Here is an 18,115-nt window from a genome sequence, read left to right as displayed (position 1 = left end):
CTCAGTCGGGTAGAATGCTTAAAACATTCTATTAACAGAAAAGTATCTATTGGTTTCTAAGTTGCGGTTCACCTACGTCGTATTGTTGTTACTGTCGTTGCCACTCTTTGCGCAAGAGTGGCAACAGCAGCGCATTGACGCAAGCAGTAATCCAAATGAGTGGATAACGAAAACAAACCAGTGGATAAACCAATATGACCAGAATCGTCAATTTGAGAAACTCGCACTAGCCTATGCTCTGCAATCAGAGGCTTATCGTTATTCAGGTAATGAAACTAAGCTCATTGAGACAGTAAAAGAAGGTTTGCGCTTCGCCAAACTGGCAGACTCCAACATTGCCTCCGCTCTCCTTCGTATTAACCAAACCTGGTACCACCTCCAACGAGGTCAATTGCAGCAAGCTAACGCCAGCGTAATTTATGCCATTGAGCACGCAAAAGCGTCCGGGAATGAAGACTTATTCATTGAAGCAGAAATTCTCCACGCTCAGGTCATGCAAAATGCGGGCGACATTGCTCAGGCTCTAGAGATTCTCGAAGAACTTAACCGAGACGCCAATAGCTCAATTCCCAAGCTACAAGTCGAGTTCCACTCGCTTATTGGTATTATTTACACCGATGTGGGCGCTTATGATATTGCTATCGAGCACACAAAAGATGCGCTTGAAATAAGCAAAAAACATTTAGGCCAATGGGATGTTTCTGTTCTTCAATACAACCTTGCCCGAATTTATCAGCAAGCAGGTACATTTCCAAAAGCAAAAGAGCACTTTGAGAAAGCGCTCGCCATAAGTCATGAAATTGACGATGAGCTAGGGGTGGCTTACGCCATGTTCAGGCTCGGTACACTGGAATTAGAAGAGCAGCATTACGAACGTGCTATTGAAAACTTTGAACAAGCATTACCCCAATTCAAAGCGGCTGGTGCTCACCCAATGGAAGCAGAGACCCGCCTAAGTAAAATTTCGGTGTATTTAGCAACTAAACAGTTGAAAAGCGCCAAACAAGAATTACAAGCAGCAACATCACTTATCAATACACTCGATAGCCAAGAACTCAGCCAACGCATTGAAAGCCAATGGTCTCTTTACTATGAGCAAACCGAGCAGTTTCAGCAAGCTCTCGAGCACTACAAACGTTCCGTTGATGAAATGAAAGCGGTGCAAAAAAGTCGTCAGGACAAGCAAGTACAGGAGATTTTAGTTCGCCTCGAAATTAAAGAGCAGGAAACAACGAATCAATTACTCCAAAAAGAGAACCAATTGCAGCAACTCGCATTGCAGGAGCAAAAAACCTCCTATTATTTACTTGTTTGGATAATTATTTCCGCAATATTGTTAGTTGTTGTGATTTCAGCGTTCCTTATACAACAGTGGCGAGCGCATAAAAATTTCGCCGCACTTGCGCTCAAAGATGACTTAACCCAAGCCCCTAACCGAAGAGCCATTGTACAGCGCTGCAAAAATGAACTAGAGCAGTCTCATACTCAAAATCGCAGCCTTGCTCTAGCCGTTATTGATTTTGACTACTTTAAAAGTATCAACGATAAATTTGGCCACGATGCGGGTGACCATGTTCTTCAGCGCTTTGCTGAAGTTGCAGAAGACAGTCTTCGTGAACAAGATGGTTTTGGTCGCTTAGGCGGTGAGGAGTGGTTACTGCTCTTCCTTGATGCCTCCAAAGAAGACGCCGAACGAATCTTCAACCGGCTCCAGGAGGGGCTGAATAGCGATCCGATTGAAGGAGTCCCAGAGGACTATCAAATCACCTTTAGTATGGGCTTTACTGAAGCGCAGTCCGGTGACTCCTTTGATGATCTATACAAGCGTGCTGATGATGTGCTTTATGAGGCGAAAAAATCAGGGCGCCAACGTTTGGTCATTGCGTAAGCCCGCAAGATTGTGACTAATGCAGTGCAATCCACCACCACCAAGCACTAATTCCCGAGCCGGTGCACTCAATACCGGTTTATCACCAACCGCTTTTCGTATTGCCGACAGTGCTTCAACGTCTGAAGGTAAGTCAAATTCCGGCACGATCACAACAGAGTCTGTCTGAAGCACATTAATATAACTGCATAGTAAAGGAACCTCTTCGGTTCTATTTAAACTGGTTTGGAGCTGTTCCAGATCGCCGCGCTCGGCGGCAGTCGGTCGCTGAGGTTTAGGTAACGGAACCGGCACCTTCCGAATAGAGTCCGGCAGCTGTTTGACAAACTCCGCTATTCGCATACAAGTCTTATAGTCAGGGTGTCTACTGTTGCTGGTTGTAGCATAGATAAGGGTGCTTTCATTAAGAAACAACGCCATATTATCCATATGACCATGGGTTTCATCGGCTACCAGTGCCCCTTCAAAGAAATACAGGGATTCGCCTGAGAAGCAGTCGGTTAACTTACTCTTAATCGCTTCTTTCGAGATGCTAACATTACGCTGCATGATGCTGGACAAGCCAACCAACCAAGTACCCTGGCCATTATGCGTAAAAGCCCCGCCTTCGCTAATCAGCGCTTGTGTCGATAACGGGCGCCTTAGTTTTGAGGAAACTTGCAGCGCTAAGCTTTTATCAAACTGCACCACTGACTGCACGCCGCCCCAGCCATCAAATTGAAAGACACAACCGGACGTTTCTTCATTCTGATAAAGCCATAGCGGCAGCGTATCACGTAGCCAAATATCGTCGTATGCCTCGACGGTAATAGAACAATATTCATTCAGCCCAGTTGGTATAGAATGCAGGTAGTCCGGGTGAACCAGTAATGTGACAGGGGTATAGTGACTGACCAGGCGTACTAACTCAGCAATAACGTCGCGAGCAGGCACCGCATTATCTCGCCAAACGTCTTTACGATAAGGCCAGGCTAAGAGTAAACGTTGATCACCAGAAAAATCTGCCAACCAACGCTTTGCAGAGCCCTTCATTATTTGCGACGCTTATCCGTCTTCTTATGTTGACGATGTTTTGCTGTTGCCCGGCGTATTTTGGCAAATTTTCGCTGTCTGGACTCCTGGTGCCGCGGATCGATAAATGAACGCTCTTCAGGCGGCAATTTCACTTGCTTCCTCAACACATTCACCTGCTCCAGCGGCATTTCCGACCAGCCACCTTGTGGTAATCCCTGCTCAAGCGGAATATCACCGTAACGAACACGAATAAGGCGGCTCACCTGCACTTCCTGTGATTCCCACAAACGGCGCACTTCACGATTACGACCTTCGCTAATGGTTACGTGGAACCAACGGTTCATGCCATCACCACCGGCAGGCTTTATCGAATTAAAGTGCGCAGGGCCGTCTTCTAACTGTACGCCCTTTTTAAGACGACTCATCATTTTATCGTCGACTTCACCGAAAATACGTACGGCGTATTCGCGCTCAACCTGCTGACTAGGATGCATTAACCGATTAGCTAATTCACCATCGGTAGTAAATAACAGTAAGCCCGACGTATTAACATCCAACCTGCCAACGGCAACCCAACGTGCGCCGCTCATGCGCGGTAAGCGGTCATATACCGTAGGACGCCCTTCCGGATCTTTGCGCGTACACAATTCGCCTTCGGGCTTGTGGTACATCAAAACCCGGCAGATAACCTCTTCTTCAGGCTTTATTTCAACTTCATGACCATCGATACGAACTTTTGCGTCTGCATCAACTCGCTCGCCCAGCTGTGCGACCATTCCGTTGACACGAATGCGTCCAGCCGCAATTTTGGCTTCAATTTCTCGTCTCGAGCCATGTCCTGAGCGGGCTAATACCTTTTGTAACTTTTCGGTCATTCTTACTGTTCTCTCTCGTTAATCGCTGTCTCAGCGGTACGTTCATCGTCTTCATCAAGCGTATCGATATCCGGTAATTCGGATAAATCGCTTAAATTAAAATCATCTAAAAACTCTTTTGTACTGGCATACAGTTGTGGACGTCCCGGCACTTCTTTGTGGCCCACCACTTTTATCCAGTTTCGTTCCTGTAGTGTCTTAATAATATTACTACTGACACTGACGCCACGAATTTGTTCGATTTCACCACGCGTAATGGGCTGCCTGTAGACAATCAGTGCCAGCGTTTCCAACAAGGCCTGAGAATACTTCTGTGGTTTTTCCTGCCATAACGACGCTAAGCGTTGTCCCAATTCTGCACGTGTCTGGAATCGGTAACCAGAGGCGACTTTGATTAACTCAATACCACGCTCCTGGTAATCGGTTTGCAGTTCTTTCAGTAAGCCTTTCACCGTAGTCAAAGAAGCTTCGCCTTCACTCAACAACAATTGATGAAGCTGCTCCGCCGATAATGGCTGTGGGTGGGCAAACAACGCCGCTTCTATAAGTTGCTTAAGCTGTAACGGATTCATCCTGCTGACGATTTCTCAAACTGATACGAATATCACTCATGGGTTCAACTTGTGACAATTCTATCATTGATTCCTTCACAAGTTCTAAAATTGCTAAAAAACTGACCACTGCGCCCGCACGTCCCTCTGAACGTTTAAACAACTGACTGAAGGCAACGTACTTTTTCTCTGACAACAGCTCTATAACCTGACTCATCCGCTGACGGGTCGACAGCTGCTCACGTTGAATATGATGATGTGCATTGAGCTCAACCTGCTGCAACACCCGGCTAAACGCAAGCGTTAAGTCTTCGATGGTCACTTCTGGTGGTGGGGTTGTCACATGCTCGCGCGCATCCGTTGCCACTTCGCTTAATAGAATATCCCGGCCGACCTGCGGCTGTCCTTCAATATGCTCCGCCCCTTCGCGTATCGCCTCATACTCTTTTAAGCGCCGTACCAGCTCTGCTCGCGGGTCTTCCTCTTCATCGTCTTCCTGCGGTGGTTTCGGCAACAGCAACCGGCTTTTAATTTCCGCTAATATCGCCGCCATCACCAAATAGTCAGCCGCCAGTTCCAGCTTCAGTTCTTTCATCATTTCTACGTACTCGACGTACTGTCGGGTAATCGTCAGAATGGGCATATCAACAATATCGAGCTTTTGCTTGCGAATTAAGTACAACAGCAAGTCCATAGGGCCACTGAATGAGTCTAAAATCACTTCCAGTGCGTCAGGAGGAATGTAGAGATCTTCCGGTTTTTCAATAACCGGCTCGCCACGAACAAACCCCAGTGGTAACGACTGTTGTTCAGCCATTTAATTCGCCTTAAAAATCAAATGGTTCTGTCTCACCAGAGCCTTCACGACGTATCACCGGCGCTCCTTCTGACAGATCAACAACCGTAGTCGGTTGTTCCCCTAAGTGACCGCCATCAACAATTAAGTCGACTAATTTCTCAAGTTTATCGCGAATTTCTTCAGGGTCAGACTCAGCCAGTTCCCCATCTCCGAGAATAAGGCTGGTCGACATTAACGGCTCATTTAGCTCTTCTAAAAGCGCCATTGCAATGCGGTTGGTTGGTACACGAATACCAATGGTTTTCCGTTTTGGGTTCAACAGACGCTTGGGCACCTCTTTCGTGCCTTTTAAAATGAAGGTGTATGGTCCCGGCGTGTTGTTTTTCAGTAACCGGAATGCATCGTTGTCGACACGGGCATAAGTTGATAATTCCGAGAGGTCACGGCACATCAACGTAAAGTTGTGTTCTTTATCGATATCACGAATACGGCAAATACGATCAGCGGCGGATTTGTCACCAATTTGGCAGCCAATCGCGTAGCCTGAGTCGGTTGGATAAACCACAACTCCACTCTGGCGAATAATTTGTACGGCTTGTTGAATTAAACGCGCCTGAGGATTTTCCGGATGAACTTCAAAAAATTGACTCATGAACTCCCCCAACCTTTTCTAGTGTGACCAATGCTCCCATATTGGCACACAGTCGGCTGGCAGACAAAGGTTTTTACCGAGCTCACGCCAATTACCCGGGTAATGAAAGTCAGAGCCCTGAGACGCTTTTAACCCATATTCCTGACTCATTTTAGCCAGTGCATCACGGTGTCCCGGTGACTGCTGGCTCAGGCTGACTTCCATACCGTCAAGACCCCATTCTTTGCCTTCTATCAGCAAACGACGCAGCCATTTATTCGACATTTTGTACGCATGAGGATGCGCCAGAATTGCCTGGCCACCCGCCTTATGAATGGATTCAATAGCCTCAGGAATATCACACCACTGCGGCGTCACGTAAGCGCTGTTGCCCTTTCCAAGGTAATGATCAAACGCTTTTTGCGGATGACTGACAATGCCTTTTTCGACCAGGGTATCGGCTATGTGTTTGCGTGTTGGCATGCCGTCAACCTGACATTCCTCAGCAGACAACATGACACCACGCTTTTCCAGCTTTTCTAAAATGGCAGCAAAGCGGTCATAGCGACGCTGTTGTTGCTGCGCCAGCAAACCTTTTAAATGTTCGTTGTCGGGGTCAAAGTTCAAACCAACAATATGAATTTCAAAACTTTCCCAACGGCAGCTAATTTCCACGCCGTTGATAAACCGAAGCGGCAGCTGTTCTTTTTCGATCAGTGCTTTCGCCTCAGCAATCCCTTCAATGCAGTCATGGTCGGTTAACGCCAGTACATCGACGTTGTACTCACAGGCACGGTGCAGTAGCTCTTTGACCGACAAAGAGCCGTCTGAATGCGTACTATGACAATGCAGGTCGTATAAAGTCATTAAATCCTTGCTGCCAACTCGGTTCCCTGGCGAATGGCGCGCTTCGCATCCAACTCGGCCGCAACATCAGCGCCACCAATTAAATGCACTGACTGACCAGCCGCTTCCAGTGCGTCGTGAAGTTCACGCTGAGGCACCTGACCGGCACAAATAACGATATTATCAACTTCCAACAACTGCTTTTCGCCATTGCGCTCTATTTCAATGCCTTCCGGCACAATGCGATGATAAGTCACACCGTTCCACATATTCACGGACTTGCTCTTCAATTCGTTACGATGCACCCAGCCAGAGGTTTTACCTAAGCCTTTACCAACCTTGCTTTCTTTACGTTGCAACAGCCACACCTGGCGCGGACTTGGTTCAGGCTGCTGAGGTTTTAAGCCGCCGCGGTCACTGTAGTCTTTGTCTATACCCCAGCGCTCAGACCACTCTTTTTCATCCAGCGTCAGTGATTTTTCCGTCGTTAAGTATTCAGACACATCAAAACCAATACCGCCGGCACCAATAACGGCTACTTTTTTACCGACGGCTTTGTGATCACGCAGCACATCTAAGTAACCCAGCACATGCGGCAAATCAACACCCGGAATATCAACCTTACGCGGGCTGACGCCGGTTGCCAGAATCACATCGTCGTATTGCTCTGCCAGCAAGCCTTCACAACTTTGCTCCTGACCTAACTTAAGCTGCACATCAGTGTCTTCAATACGGTGTTTGAAGTAACGCAGCGTTTCGTAAAACTCTTCTTTACCCGGAATTTGCTTAGCGTAGTTAAACTGACCGCCAATTTCTTCCGACTTATCGTATAAGTCAACCTGATGCCCCCGCTCGGCCGCATTGCAAGCAAAAGCTAAGCCCGCAGGCCCTGAGCCAATAACAGCCAAGCGCTTTTTCTTGTCAGCGGGCTTCATCACCAACTCCTGCTCATAGCACGCTCTTGGGTTAACTAAGCAGGACGCTCTTTTATTCTCAAATACATGGTCCAGACAAGCCTGATTACAGGCGATACAGGTATTAATGCGCTCAGACTGACCTTGTTCAGCTTTCTTCACAAACTCGGGGTCAGCCAGTAACGGCCTCGCCATCGAAACCATGTCGGCCTGGTTGCTTTCTAATATATGCTCGGCAATTTCCGGCGTATTAATACGGTTAACCGCAACCACTGGCACAGAAAGTTCTCTGCGCACACGCTCGGTTATCCAGCTGAAGGCGCCTCGTGGCACTGAGGTGACAATGGTCGGCACACGCGCTTCGTGCCAACCAATACCCGTATTAATAATAGTCACACCAGCCTGTTCCAGCAGCTTTCCTAGTTTTAATACTTCGTCCAGTTGGTGACCATCTTCCACCAAATCCAGCATCGACAAGCGGAAAATAATAATCGACTTTTCGCCCACTGCCGCGCGCACGGCTTTAACAATTTCTAATGGGAAACGCATGCGGTTTTCAAAACTACCGCCCCAACCGTCCGTGCGTTTATTCGTTCTTGGACACAAAAACTGGTTAATCAGATAACCTTCTGATCCCATAATTTCAACACCATCATAACCAGCTTTCTGAGCTAACTTAGCACCACGGGCATAGTGTTTAATGGTTTTGAGAATTTGCCGTTCAGACATGGCTTTAGGTTTGAACGGATTGATAGGTGCTTTTATCGCGCTCGGCGCTAACGAAAACGGATGGTAGCTGTAACGACCCGCGTGTAGAAGTTGCAGACAGATTTTACTGCCATACTTATGAACGGCATCGGTCACCTGACGGTGTTTTCCCACGTGCCAGGGCTTGGACATTTCACTGCCAAAAGGCGCCAGCCGACCACGGAAGTTTGGACTAATACCGCCGGTGACAATCAGCCCGACACCACCTTTAGCGCGCTCTTCATAAAAGCTGGCTAATTTACTAAAGCCATTTTTTTCTTCTTCCAGGCCAGTATGCATTGACCCCATCAAGACTCGATTCTTTAACGTTGTAAAGCCAAGATCCAGGGGTTTTAGTAAATTTGGGTATGAATTTGCCACTCCAACCTCTTATTTTAAACGGGTGTTTAATTTTTCCTAACTGTACTTCGTAAACCCGTTTAACTCAAGTTTAGAACGCCATAGCTTCACGCAATAAAAACCTGGAAAGCGCCATACTGTCTACCTGCAAGCTTGAGTTGCCCCTACGCACTTGTTCAATCACTTGCTCGAGAATTGGCCAGAGAAGCTCTTTCACCTGGGCATCAGGGTCTTGCATTGACTGTAAGTCGGTTAACGCCAATTCATCCACGTGAACACTGAGAATCGGCTCACCTTTATCAAACAAATTAATAGTGACATTGTCCATCATCCATTCATCAACTTGCCAGCGAAGCGGCACTGAGTTGATTTTTTGCACCTTCATACCACTCATTTGCTTTAAAAACTCATGCAAATTTGAGCGCCCGGTACCATAATAAGAAACGGTTAGCTGCGCGTCGGACACCGCGATTTTAGAGATATCGACACGACGACTGCCTAACGCCTGCCAGTTTCCTGTTAGAACAAGCTGTTTCGCTAGCAATAGCTGATTCTCCGGCTCTGACAATTCATCAACACGAGTCGCCAAGCGTACTTTGTTCGCCGTCAGACCATCCGTCAATGAATTGACCTGTAATTCACCGACGTCTAAATCAGCGTTTAACTGCTCTGATGCCATCGTTTGTAAGCCATCTTTCATTGCGTCGGACAGGCTTTTGGCAGACGCCGCTATGCTGCTCAGTGACAATAAAAGGCCACACCCCGCAGCCACTAGTTTGTTTTTCATCATTGTTAATCTCTAAAAACCCACTCTTTTAAAAAACGAGACTCAATACTAGAGTCCAGTCGCAGGAATAAACCCAATAATCGCATAACCTTTGACTCTTTAAAGTAATTATTTGTTAATCTGAGACAACATTATAAAAACGGAGAACAATCTCATGCGAAAGAGTCTTGCTTTAATTGCCTCTTTGTCACTGATGGGTTGCTCGGTAGTATCAGCACCTGTTGTTGCCGAAGAAAGCTCAACCAACCATAAACGCATGCTGCCGGTCGACACCGAGGTCGTTACCGAACATAGCGTTGAAATTAATGGCGAAACTGTTGACTACACCGCCACTGCAGGCACTCAGCCTGTATGGGACGAGGAAGGTAACCCAACGGCTTCATTATTCTATACGTATTATGAGCGCCAGGACGTCGACAACCGTGAATCACGTCCAATTGTTTACTCGTTCAATGGTGGCCCCGGATCTGCGTCAGTCTGGATGCACATCGCCTACACGGGCCCCAAAGTCTTAAACCTAAGCGACGAAGGCTATCCGGTGCAGCCTTACGGCGTACAAGACAACCCCCACTCCATTCTCGACGTCGCTGACATTGTTTTCATTAACCCGGTCAATACTGGTTACTCGCGCGTTCTGCCCAATGAAAAAGGCGAAATGCCGTCTCGCGAGAAGCAAAAAGACATGTTCTTCGGCGTTAATGCCGACATTAAGTATTTAGCCGAATGGATGAACACTTTCACGTCTCGCATGGATCGCTGGCGCTCACCAAAGTATTTGATTGGTGAAAGCTACGGTACAACACGCGTGTCTGGTCTTGCACTGGAGCTGCAAAACAGCCAGTGGATGTACCTCAACGGCGTGATTCTGGTTTCACCGACAGATATCGGCATTGACCGCGACGGCCCGGTAAAACAAGCTAACCAACTGCCTTATTTTGCAGCAGCGGCCTGGTATCACGATGCACTGCCAGACGCTTTGCAAAACAAAGACCTGGAAGAAATGCTTCCGGAAGTGGAGCGCTTCGCCCTTGAGCAGTACCTACCTGCACTAGCGAAAGGCGCTATGCTAACTGGTGAAGCCCGCGAACAAATGGCTGAGCGTGTAGCCTATTATTCTGGTTTATCGAAACAAGCGGTACTGGATAATAACCTAGCGCCAAGCACCTGGTACTTCTGGAAAGAGCTACTGCGTGACCGCGACCGTACAATTGGCCGTCTTGACTCGCGCTATTTAGGCCTGGACGAGAAGCGTGCTGGTGACCGCCCTGACTACAACGCTGAGCTCACGTCATGGTTACACTCATTCACCCCAGCAATTAACTATTACTTAAGTGAAGAGCTCAACTTTGAGACCGACATCAAATACAACATGTTCGGCCCGGTTCACCCGTGGGATCGCTCAAATAACAACACCGGTAAGCAGTTACGTCAGGCGATGGCTCAAAACCCTTACCTGAATGTACTGATTCAGTCAGGTTACTTTGACGGTGCGACTAACTACTTCGATGCGAAGTACAATATGTGGCACTTAGATCCGAGCACGCAAATGAGTGATCGTATTGACTTTAAAGGCTATCGCAGTGGTCACATGATGTACTTACGTCGTGCCGACCTGGAGAAAGCCAATGACGACTTGCGTGAGTTTATTCGTCAGTCTGACTCTAAAGGTCAGCCGGCTGAATATAAGTAATTATTTGCATACACAAGTCAAAACAACTGTTGACAGACTCTCTCACAAGCGTTAGTTTGTCAGCATTAACGCGAATTAAGAGAGCTATACAACTTATGTTTTTACGCACAACAACCCAACATTGGTGGTGGCACTTCCCGAACGAGCGGGTGGTGTAGTTGTGCGTGTAACGTAAATAGCTTCACTTTGAGAAACCCGCTCCTTTGAGCGGGTTTTTTATTGCCGTTTCACTGGAGCAGGTTTAAAAATCAACAAGAAAACACGAGGTCTGAGGTGGACAACCTGACAACTGAACAAGACGGCAATTTAGAGACACTGAGAGTGTCACTGCCTTATCAAGCAGAGCCGCTGCAGGTTTATCAAAATACCTGCCATCCCAATGGGGCTCATTTATTGCTGGATTCGGCTGATATTGGCACTAAGCAACAAGTCAAAAGCTTACTGCTGATAGATGCCGCGTTGCAGCTTACCTGTAACGAGCAGCAAGTAACTATTCAGGCGCTGACAGACAATGGTAACGCCCTGCTTCCGTGGATTCAGAAAAAGCTCGATGGGTTTGCAACGGTTACCACGCTTGATAACGGCTTAGTCGCGGACTTCACCGTTAATGCCTCCTCACAAGGGGACGTACCGGTAGATGAGGATTCCCGGTTGCGTCAAATCAGCAATATGGAGCCATTACGCATTCTTCAGCAGCAATTAATCAAAGCAAACGACACAGCTCAGCAGCACCCATTTTCAGTGTTTCTTGGCGGTGCCTTTGCCTATGACTTTGTTGCCAGCTACGAGCCATTACCACAGGTTGAAGAAGGTGAGAACGACTGCCCCGATTACGTTTTTTATTTAGCTGAAACACTGCTCATTATTGATCATCAAGCGCAAACCACCGAACTGCTTGGCAGTGTGTTTGGGGGCAAAGACCATGATAAACGTTACCAGACCATGAGTCAGCGCGTTGGTGAACTAGCGGCGCGCTGCCAGTTACCGGCAATAACACCCAACCCACTGCCGGTTGACGTCGAAGTAACCGCAACACCTTCGGCCGATGAGTTTGCTTCCATTGTTACCCAACTGAAAAAGAACATCGTCGCTGGAGATATTTTCCAGGTAGTGCCATCACGCCGATTTAAAATGCCCTGCCCGGAGCCTCTGGCCGCCTATAATCAGCTAAAGAAAAACAACCCGTCACCTTATATGTTTTTCATGAGCCACCCGGACTTCTCTCTGTTCGGCGCTTCACCAGAGTCAGCCCTTAAGTACCAAAAAGATTCGAACCAAGTCGAGCTCTACCCTATCGCCGGTACGCGCCCACGGGGAAAAAATGCCGACGGCAGTATTAACCCAGACTTAGACAGCCGCATGGAGTTAGAATTAAGACTTGACCAAAAAGAGCTGGCTGAACATTTGATGTTGGTGGACTTAGCTCGTAACGATCTGGCGCGTATTAGTGAAACCGGCAGCCGTTATGTTGCCGACTTACTGCAAGTGGACCGTTATTCACAGGTCATGCATTTAGTATCACGCGTTGTGGCGAAGTTAAGAGACGACTGCGACGCTTTGCACGCTTACCGAGCTTGCATGAATATGGGCACTTTGGTCGGCGCTCCCAAAGTCAGCGCCGCGACGTTAATTCGTCAGGTAGAAAAGCAGCGTCGCGGCAGTTACGGCGGTGCGGTTGGCTATTTGGCCGGAAATGGCGACATGGATACCTGCATAGTCATTCGCTCAGCCTTCGTTAAAAACGGTGAAGCGATAGTTCAGGCTGGCGCTGGTGTCGTCCACGATTCAAACCCTGACAGCGAAGTTGCCGAAACGGAAGGCAAAGCCAAAGCGGTTATTTTAGCGATTCAACAGGCGCATTCAGGTCAGCAAAATAACGTTCAACAAGGAGTGCAATCATGACGCAACCGGCTCGTATTGTACTCATTGATAACGTTGACTCGTTTTCTTACAACCTAGTTGATGAACTAAGGCAACTGGGTTATCCGCTGGTGGTCTATCGTAATCAACTGGCTGCTGAAGACGTCATAAGACAACTAGACAAGTATCAGGGACAGCAACTGGTCTGTCTGTCGCCGGGACCGGGACATCCCGCTAATGCCGGTAACTTAATGGACATTATTCGTTTTTGCAGCGGTCGTATCCCAATGCTGGGTATTTGTCTGGGCTTTCAGGCACTGGTTGAAAACGCGGGTGGTCGAGTCGATACCTGTGGCGAAATTGTTCATGGCAAGACGGCTATTATCACTACCCTACAACACGCCGTATTTACTAATGCGACTGACAACAACCAATGCGTTGTCGCTCGTTATCATTCGTTAAGTGGTTACGATCTGCCAGAAAGCGTAAAAATCATTGCTCAAATTAACGGTCCCGAAGGCAGTATTCCCATGGCGGCAGAATTTCTTGATAGTCACGGCAACAGCGACGCTATTGGTTTTCAATTCCACCCCGAGTCGCTGCTAACGCCAAAGGGAAAACAATTACTTAGTAACAGCATTCACTATTTATTGAAAGGAGCACAGCCATGAAGGCCCTACAAACTCTGATGTCCGGTGAATCTCTGACACAAGATCAAACCCGTGAGTTTTTCCAGCGCCTGATTAAAGGCGAGCTCAACGACACTCAAGTCACCGCTGCTTTGATAGCAATGAAAATGCGCGGGGAGACACCTGCAGAATTAGCTGGGGCTGCGGAGGCCATACTCTCCGCCGCTAAACCTTTTATACGACCGGACACAACGGTTATTGACAGCTGCGGTACCGGCGGCGACGGCAGTAACACGATGAATATCTCGACGACCGCCGCTTTGGTGGCAGCTAGTATGGGTCTTGCGGTTGCCAAACACGGTAATCGTAGCGTGTCCTCGCGCTCAGGTTCGGCAGACGTTTTAGAGTCGTTAAAACTGCGCGTCAACTTAGACCCGTCTGACGCTTCTTCGCAACTGGCTGATAACGGTTTTTGCTTTCTGTTTGCGCCACACTATCACCCGGGTATTAAACACGCGATGCCGGTAAGACAAACCTTAAAAACACGCACGCTGTTTAATTTAATTGGGCCGCTAGTGAATCCGGCACGCCCTGACGCACAACTTCTGGGCGTGTACAGCGATGAATGGGTACAACCAATGGCTGAAACCCTACAAAGATTAGGCGTAAAGCGTGCTATGGTTGTCCACGGCAGTGGTCTGGACGAACTGGCTTTACACGGGCCGACCCGAGTTATTGAGCTACGCGACGGTGAACTTAACGAATATCAGGTCGAGCCAGCTGACTTTGGTGTTCCGTCTGCGCCACTGAACGAATTAAGAGGCGGAGATGCCGATTTTAACGCACGCATACTCGAAGATATTTTGGCCGGCGGAGGCAGTCCGGCTCAGCGCCACTCAGTTGCCATGAATGTGGCCGCCTTGCTGTATTTAAGCGGACAATATAACGATATGAAAGCAGCTACTGCGGCGACGCTGGAACATTTGGACACAGGACAGGCGCTGCTGCACTTACGCCGTGTTCAGGACGCTCAGGAGACGTATCATGTCTAATGCGATATCACTGCAAAAAAACGTACTGAAAACCATTGTGGAACGCAAAGTTGAGCAAAACAAAGTTCAGTCTGAGCTTATGCCACTGAGTGAGATAAAGCCTCAACTAAGCCCCAGCGACAGAAGCTTATATGAAGCTTTGAGCGGCGAGCAAACGGGCTTTATTCTTGAATGCAAAAAGGCGTCACCGTCAAAAGGTCTCATTCGTGCCGATTTTGACGCTCCTGAGCTGGCAAAGAGCTACGCCCCCTACGCAGCGGCCATTTCTGTTCTGACTGAGCCCGAGTTTTTTCAGGGGCGTTTGGATTACCTGACCGCCGTACTTCAGCAGGTAAAGCAGCCAGTGCTGTGCAAAGACTTCTTTATTGATGAAGAACAGGTTTACCGTGCTCGCTACTTTGGCGCGGACGCTATTTTGCTGATGCTGTCAGTGCTCAATGACGAACAATACATCGCGCTTCGTGACGTTGCAGAGTCGCTGAACATGGACGTACTGACTGAAGTCGCTAACGAACAGGAAATGCAGCGCGCAGCGCGGTTGGACGCCAAGATTATTGGCATTAACCACCGCGATTTAACCGACTTAAGCATTGACCCGAACCGCAGCGCAGAGTTATCGCCGTTAGCACCGCAGGGTGCGCTGCTAGTCGCGGAATCAGGCTTTTCAACACATGCCGACATTCGCCGGGTTGCTCCTTACGTTAATGGCTTTTTAGTCGGCAGTGCCTTGAGCGCACAACCCAATGTCGATTTAGCCTGTCGCAAGCTGCTTTTTGGGCAAAACAAAGTTTGTGGTTTAACGCGCGCAGAAGATGCCATTAACGCACGCTCACAAGGCGCAGCCTACGGCGGCTTGATATTTGTCGAGCATTCCGCTCGTTATATTAATGTCGACCAGGCTCAGCAAATAACTTCTGAAGTCAACGGCCTGAATTACGTTGGCGTATTTGCTGACACCGCCTTGCAGAAAATAATTGACGTTGTTTTTAAGGTCGGTCTGTCAGTGATTCAATTGCATGGACACGAAGACATCGATTACATCGTGCAGCTGCGCCAGCAACTGCGTGAACAAGGCCTTAGTGCTGTAAAAATATGGAAGGCACTGGCTATTGAGACACCAGCCCAATTACCTGACTTACCCGTCGATGGCTTTGTACTGGACAACCGCAAAGGCGGTAGTGGCCAGACATTTGACTGGTCATTATTAGCGAGTTTAACGCGCCAGCAGCGCCAGCGCTGCCTACTGGCAGGCGGTATTGGTCCTGAAAGTATTGATGAAGCATTAACACTTGGCTTTGCAGGTGTCGATATGAACTCTCGCGTGGAATGGACGCCGGGCATTAAAAATAGCCAGAAGGTATCGCAAACATTCATGAAAGTTCGCCATTATGGACGATTTTCAGAGCAACAAGTTTCTAAACGCATTCAACAGGAGGCTGTATGAGTCAGTCATTACCCGCTTATTTTGGCGATTTCGGCGGCCAGTTCGTTCCTGAAATCTTATTACCGGCGCTTGAACAGCTCGAGCAAGCTTTTATTGACGCCCAGCAAGATGACGAGTTTCAGGCGGAGTTTCGGGGGTTACTGAAAAACTACCTTGGCAGACCAACACCGCTGAGCCTATGCCGTAATTTGCCGCTGGAGAGCCCAAACAACACCAAAATTTATTTAAAACGTGAAGACTTACTTCACGGCGGAGCCCACAAAACCAACCAGGTGCTGGGGCAGGCATTACTGGCTAAGCGCATGGGTAAAACCCGTATTATTGCGGAAACCGGCGCCGGTCAGCACGGTACTGCGACGGCCCTTGCCTGCGCCCTGCTCGATTTAGAGTGCATAATTTACATGGGGAAGAAGGACGCCGAGCGCCAGCAACCCAATGTCTTTCGTATGGAGTTAATGGGCGCAAAAGTTGTGTCCGTCGATACCGGCAGCGGCACTTTAAAAGATGCGGTAAACGAAGCCTTACGCGACTGGACGGCCAGTTACCCCAATACTCATTATTTGTTAGGCACCGCAGCCGGTGCACACCCTTTCCCGACCATTGTGCGTGAATTCCATCGTATGATAGGTGAAGAAGCGAAGGCTCAGATTAAAGAACAGGCCGGACGCTTACCGGATGAAGTCATTGCCTGTGTTGGCGGTGGCTCCAATGCGATTGGTATGTTTGCAGACTTCATTGATGAGGAAGGTGTTGACTTAGTCGGTGTTGAGCCTGCGGGTAAAGGTGTCGAAACCACGCATCATGGTGCGACGCTTACTGCAGGAAAACCCGGAATCTTACACGGATGCCTGTCGTTCCTAATGCAGGACACCGAAGGGCAAATTGAAGAATCGTATTCCGTTTCAGCCGGTCTCGACTATCCGGGCGTTGGTCCGCAGCACGCACACTTGAAAGCCATTGGCCGCGCTCGCTATGAGTCGGTGACGGATGAAGAAGCCTTAGAGGCTTTTAAACTATTGTCGCGTCATGAAGGTATTATTCCAGCGCTGGAGTCGGCGCATGCATTAGCTTATGCATTAAAACGCGCCGCAGAGCCTGACGCTCCTGAAATTCTGCTTATTAATTTATCGGGTCGTGGTGACAAAGACATCGATCATGTTCGTCGTATTTTTAATGCCCAGGAAAAAACCACGGAGGGACAGCAATGAGCCGTTATGAAACTTGTTTTGCACAATTAAAAGCCGATAATCAAGGCGCTTTTGTTCCTTTTGTCACGCTTGGCGACCCAACACCTGAGCAAAGTCTGGAAGTGATAAAGGCGCTCATTGATGGTGGCGCTGACGCGTTGGAGTTAGGTTTGCCATTTTCCGATCCTGTCGCCGACGGACCAGTGATTCAGCGTGCCAACTTACGCGCGCTGGAAGCAGGCACTAACTTTAGTGGTATTTTGAAGATTTTAAAGGCTGTTCGCGATTATTCACCGCAAATACCCATAGGTTTACTGGTTTATGCGAATTTGATATACGCTAAAGGCGTTCGCGAGTTTTACCAACAAATGAAAGATGTTGGCGTCGATTCAGTACTTATTGCCGATGTTCCAACCAAAGAAGCGAAACGGTTTGCGGAAATAGCTCAGGAAGTTGGCATTGAGGCTGTCTTTATTGCCCCACCCGATGCCAGCGACACATTACTGCAAACCATTGCAAAGCAGTGCTCAGGCTATGTGTATTTACTGAGTCGCTCCGGGGTTACCGGCGTAGAGACACAAATGCAAGTCCCTGCTTCAGAGCTTATCGACAAGTTAAAAAATGCCGGAGCGCCTCCTATTTTGCTCGGCTTCGGAATATCACAACCTGAGCACGTCGAAAAAGCTCTGGCTGCGGGAGCCGATGGTGCCATTAGCGGCTCAGCTGTGGTTGCGCTTATTGAGAAAAACCTCGACAATAACGCGCAACAGATAGCGGACTTAAAAGCGTTTACCCAAAGCATGAAAGCCGCCACATCGCTGAAGTAAAGAAAACCGGAGTA

At 48.4% G+C, this 18,115-nt stretch carries 16 protein-coding genes and 1 other annotated feature; of the genes, 8 read left to right on the top strand and 8 right to left on the bottom strand.

The annotated features are described in order from the left end of the window. Positions 1-61: 61 nt before the first annotated feature. Positions 62-1,888 (top strand): tetratricopeptide repeat-containing diguanylate cyclase, encoded by a 1,827-nt coding sequence (locus tag CEW91_RS04340; protein ID WP_088769352.1) that lies wholly within the window; start codon positions 62-64, stop codon positions 1,886-1,888. On the opposite strand, the gene CEW91_RS04335 is transcribed toward CEW91_RS04340, so the two are convergent. The 8 genes from CEW91_RS04335 to CEW91_RS04300 form a co-directional block, all read right to left on the bottom strand. Continuing rightward, on the bottom strand, positions 1,859-2,920 hold the full coding sequence (locus CEW91_RS04335; RefSeq protein ID WP_088767822.1) for an agmatine deiminase family protein: 1,062 nt from the start codon (positions 2,918-2,920) through the stop codon (positions 1,859-1,861). The two genes, CEW91_RS04340 and CEW91_RS04335, sit on opposite strands and share 30 nt — an antisense overlap. Beyond that, a complete protein-coding gene (gene rluB, locus CEW91_RS04330; protein WP_088767821.1) occupies positions 2,920-3,777 on the bottom strand; it encodes a 23S rRNA pseudouridine(2605) synthase RluB in 858 nt (285 codons plus the stop codon). Before rluB ends, CEW91_RS04335 begins: the two co-directional genes overlap by 1 nt. Before the next feature lie 2 nt (positions 3,778-3,779). Beyond that, entirely contained in the window at positions 3,780-4,349 is a 570-nt protein-coding gene (gene scpB, locus CEW91_RS04325; RefSeq protein WP_088767820.1) for an SMC-Scp complex subunit ScpB, read from the bottom strand. Beyond that, positions 4,330-5,145, bottom strand: coding sequence for a segregation and condensation protein A (locus CEW91_RS04320; protein WP_088767819.1), 816 nt, complete (start codon positions 5,143-5,145; stop codon positions 4,330-4,332). The genes scpB and CEW91_RS04320 overlap by 20 nt, the downstream gene beginning before the upstream one ends. Positions 5,146-5,155: 10 nt before the next feature. Continuing rightward, positions 5,156-5,779, bottom strand: a complete 624-nt coding sequence (locus tag CEW91_RS04315) for an L-threonylcarbamoyladenylate synthase (protein WP_088767818.1) — start codon at positions 5,777-5,779, stop codon at positions 5,156-5,158. Positions 5,780-5,797: 18 nt separating this feature from the next. Then, positions 5,798-6,625: a PHP domain-containing protein gene (locus tag CEW91_RS04310; RefSeq protein ID WP_088767817.1), complete on the bottom strand. Its 828-nt coding sequence runs from the start codon at positions 6,623-6,625 to the stop codon at positions 5,798-5,800. After that, positions 6,625-8,646 (bottom strand): NADPH-dependent 2,4-dienoyl-CoA reductase, encoded by a 2,022-nt coding sequence (locus CEW91_RS04305; protein WP_088767816.1) that lies wholly within the window; start codon positions 8,644-8,646, stop codon positions 6,625-6,627. The genes CEW91_RS04310 and CEW91_RS04305 overlap by 1 nt, the downstream gene beginning before the upstream one ends. 70 nt (positions 8,647-8,716) lie before the next feature. Further along, the gene (locus tag CEW91_RS04300; protein ID WP_232507026.1) at positions 8,717-9,415 is read right to left on the bottom strand and encodes a hypothetical protein; all 699 of its coding nucleotides are present in this window, start codon (positions 9,413-9,415) and stop codon (positions 8,717-8,719) included. 151 nt (positions 9,416-9,566) lie between these two features. Here CEW91_RS04300 and CEW91_RS04295 point away from each other — a divergent pair, with 151 nt between their 5' ends. From CEW91_RS04295 to trpA, 7 genes are all read left to right on the top strand, one after another. Continuing rightward, entirely contained in the window at positions 9,567-11,102 is a 1,536-nt protein-coding gene (locus CEW91_RS04295; protein ID WP_088767815.1) for a S10 family peptidase, read from the top strand. 116 nt (positions 11,103-11,218) lie between these two features. Further along, positions 11,219-11,323 (top strand) — a sequence feature (Trp leader region). Positions 11,324-11,375: 52 nt separating this feature from the next. After that, positions 11,376-13,004, top strand: coding sequence for an anthranilate synthase component 1 (locus CEW91_RS04290; protein ID WP_088767814.1), 1,629 nt, complete (start codon positions 11,376-11,378; stop codon positions 13,002-13,004). Further along, positions 13,001-13,633 carry an anthranilate synthase component II gene (locus CEW91_RS04285; protein WP_088767813.1) on the top strand — a complete coding sequence of 211 codons (633 nt, stop codon included), beginning with the start codon at positions 13,001-13,003 and terminating at the stop codon, positions 13,631-13,633. Before CEW91_RS04290 ends, CEW91_RS04285 begins: the two co-directional genes overlap by 4 nt. Continuing rightward, on the top strand, positions 13,630-14,643 hold the full coding sequence (gene trpD / locus CEW91_RS04280) for an anthranilate phosphoribosyltransferase (RefSeq protein WP_088767812.1): 1,014 nt from the start codon (positions 13,630-13,632) through the stop codon (positions 14,641-14,643). The genes CEW91_RS04285 and trpD overlap by 4 nt, the downstream gene beginning before the upstream one ends. Continuing rightward, on the top strand, positions 14,636-16,087 hold the full coding sequence (gene trpCF, locus CEW91_RS04275) for a bifunctional indole-3-glycerol-phosphate synthase TrpC/phosphoribosylanthranilate isomerase TrpF (protein WP_088767811.1): 1,452 nt from the start codon (positions 14,636-14,638) through the stop codon (positions 16,085-16,087). Before trpD ends, trpCF begins: the two co-directional genes overlap by 8 nt. Next, positions 16,084-17,295: a tryptophan synthase subunit beta gene (gene trpB, locus CEW91_RS04270; RefSeq protein ID WP_088767810.1), complete on the top strand. Its 1,212-nt coding sequence runs from the start codon at positions 16,084-16,086 to the stop codon at positions 17,293-17,295. Before trpCF ends, trpB begins: the two co-directional genes overlap by 4 nt. Continuing rightward, the gene (trpA, locus tag CEW91_RS04265; RefSeq protein ID WP_088767809.1) at positions 17,292-18,101 is read left to right on the top strand and encodes a tryptophan synthase subunit alpha; all 810 of its coding nucleotides are present in this window, start codon (positions 17,292-17,294) and stop codon (positions 18,099-18,101) included. The genes trpB and trpA overlap by 4 nt, the downstream gene beginning before the upstream one ends. Positions 18,102-18,115: the final 14 nt, after the last annotated feature.

Origin of the sequence: Idiomarina piscisalsi, assembly GCF_002211765.1 — a bacterium.
Taxonomy (GTDB): Bacteria; Pseudomonadota; Gammaproteobacteria; order Enterobacterales; family Alteromonadaceae; genus Idiomarina; species Idiomarina piscisalsi_A.
Note: the sequence above shows the minus strand (reverse complement) of the source record. Positions and strands in the feature narration are given on the sequence as shown.

Bases quoted from the DNA above. Each gene is read 5' to 3' on its own strand.
- trpB (WP_088767810.1), top strand. From the start codon at position 16,084: ATGAGTCAGTCATTACCCGCTTATTTTGGCGATTTCGGCGGCCAGTTC.
- CEW91_RS04300 (WP_232507026.1), bottom strand. From the start codon at position 9,415: ATGATGAAAAACAAACTAGTGGCTGCGGGGTGTGGCCTTTTATTGTCA.
- trpA (WP_088767809.1), top strand. From the start codon at position 17,292: ATGAGCCGTTATGAAACTTGTTTTGCACAATTAAAAGCCGATAATCAA.
- trpCF (WP_088767811.1), top strand. From the start codon at position 14,636: ATGTCTAATGCGATATCACTGCAAAAAAACGTACTGAAAACCATTGTG.
- CEW91_RS04310 (WP_088767817.1), bottom strand. From the start codon at position 6,625: ATGACTTTATACGACCTGCATTGTCATAGTACGCATTCAGACGGCTCT.
- CEW91_RS04335 (WP_088767822.1), bottom strand. From the start codon at position 2,920: ATGAAGGGCTCTGCAAAGCGTTGGTTGGCAGATTTTTCTGGTGATCAA.
- CEW91_RS04320 (WP_088767819.1), bottom strand. From the start codon at position 5,145: ATGGCTGAACAACAGTCGTTACCACTGGGGTTTGTTCGTGGCGAGCCG.
- CEW91_RS04295 (WP_088767815.1), top strand. From the start codon at position 9,567: ATGCGAAAGAGTCTTGCTTTAATTGCCTCTTTGTCACTGATGGGTTGC.
- CEW91_RS04285 (WP_088767813.1), top strand. From the start codon at position 13,001: ATGACGCAACCGGCTCGTATTGTACTCATTGATAACGTTGACTCGTTT.
- scpB (WP_088767820.1), bottom strand. From the start codon at position 4,349: ATGAATCCGTTACAGCTTAAGCAACTTATAGAAGCGGCGTTGTTTGCC.
- CEW91_RS04315 (WP_088767818.1), bottom strand. From the start codon at position 5,779: ATGAGTCAATTTTTTGAAGTTCATCCGGAAAATCCTCAGGCGCGTTTA.
- rluB (WP_088767821.1), bottom strand. From the start codon at position 3,777: ATGACCGAAAAGTTACAAAAGGTATTAGCCCGCTCAGGACATGGCTCG.
- trpD (WP_088767812.1), top strand. From the start codon at position 13,630: ATGAAGGCCCTACAAACTCTGATGTCCGGTGAATCTCTGACACAAGAT.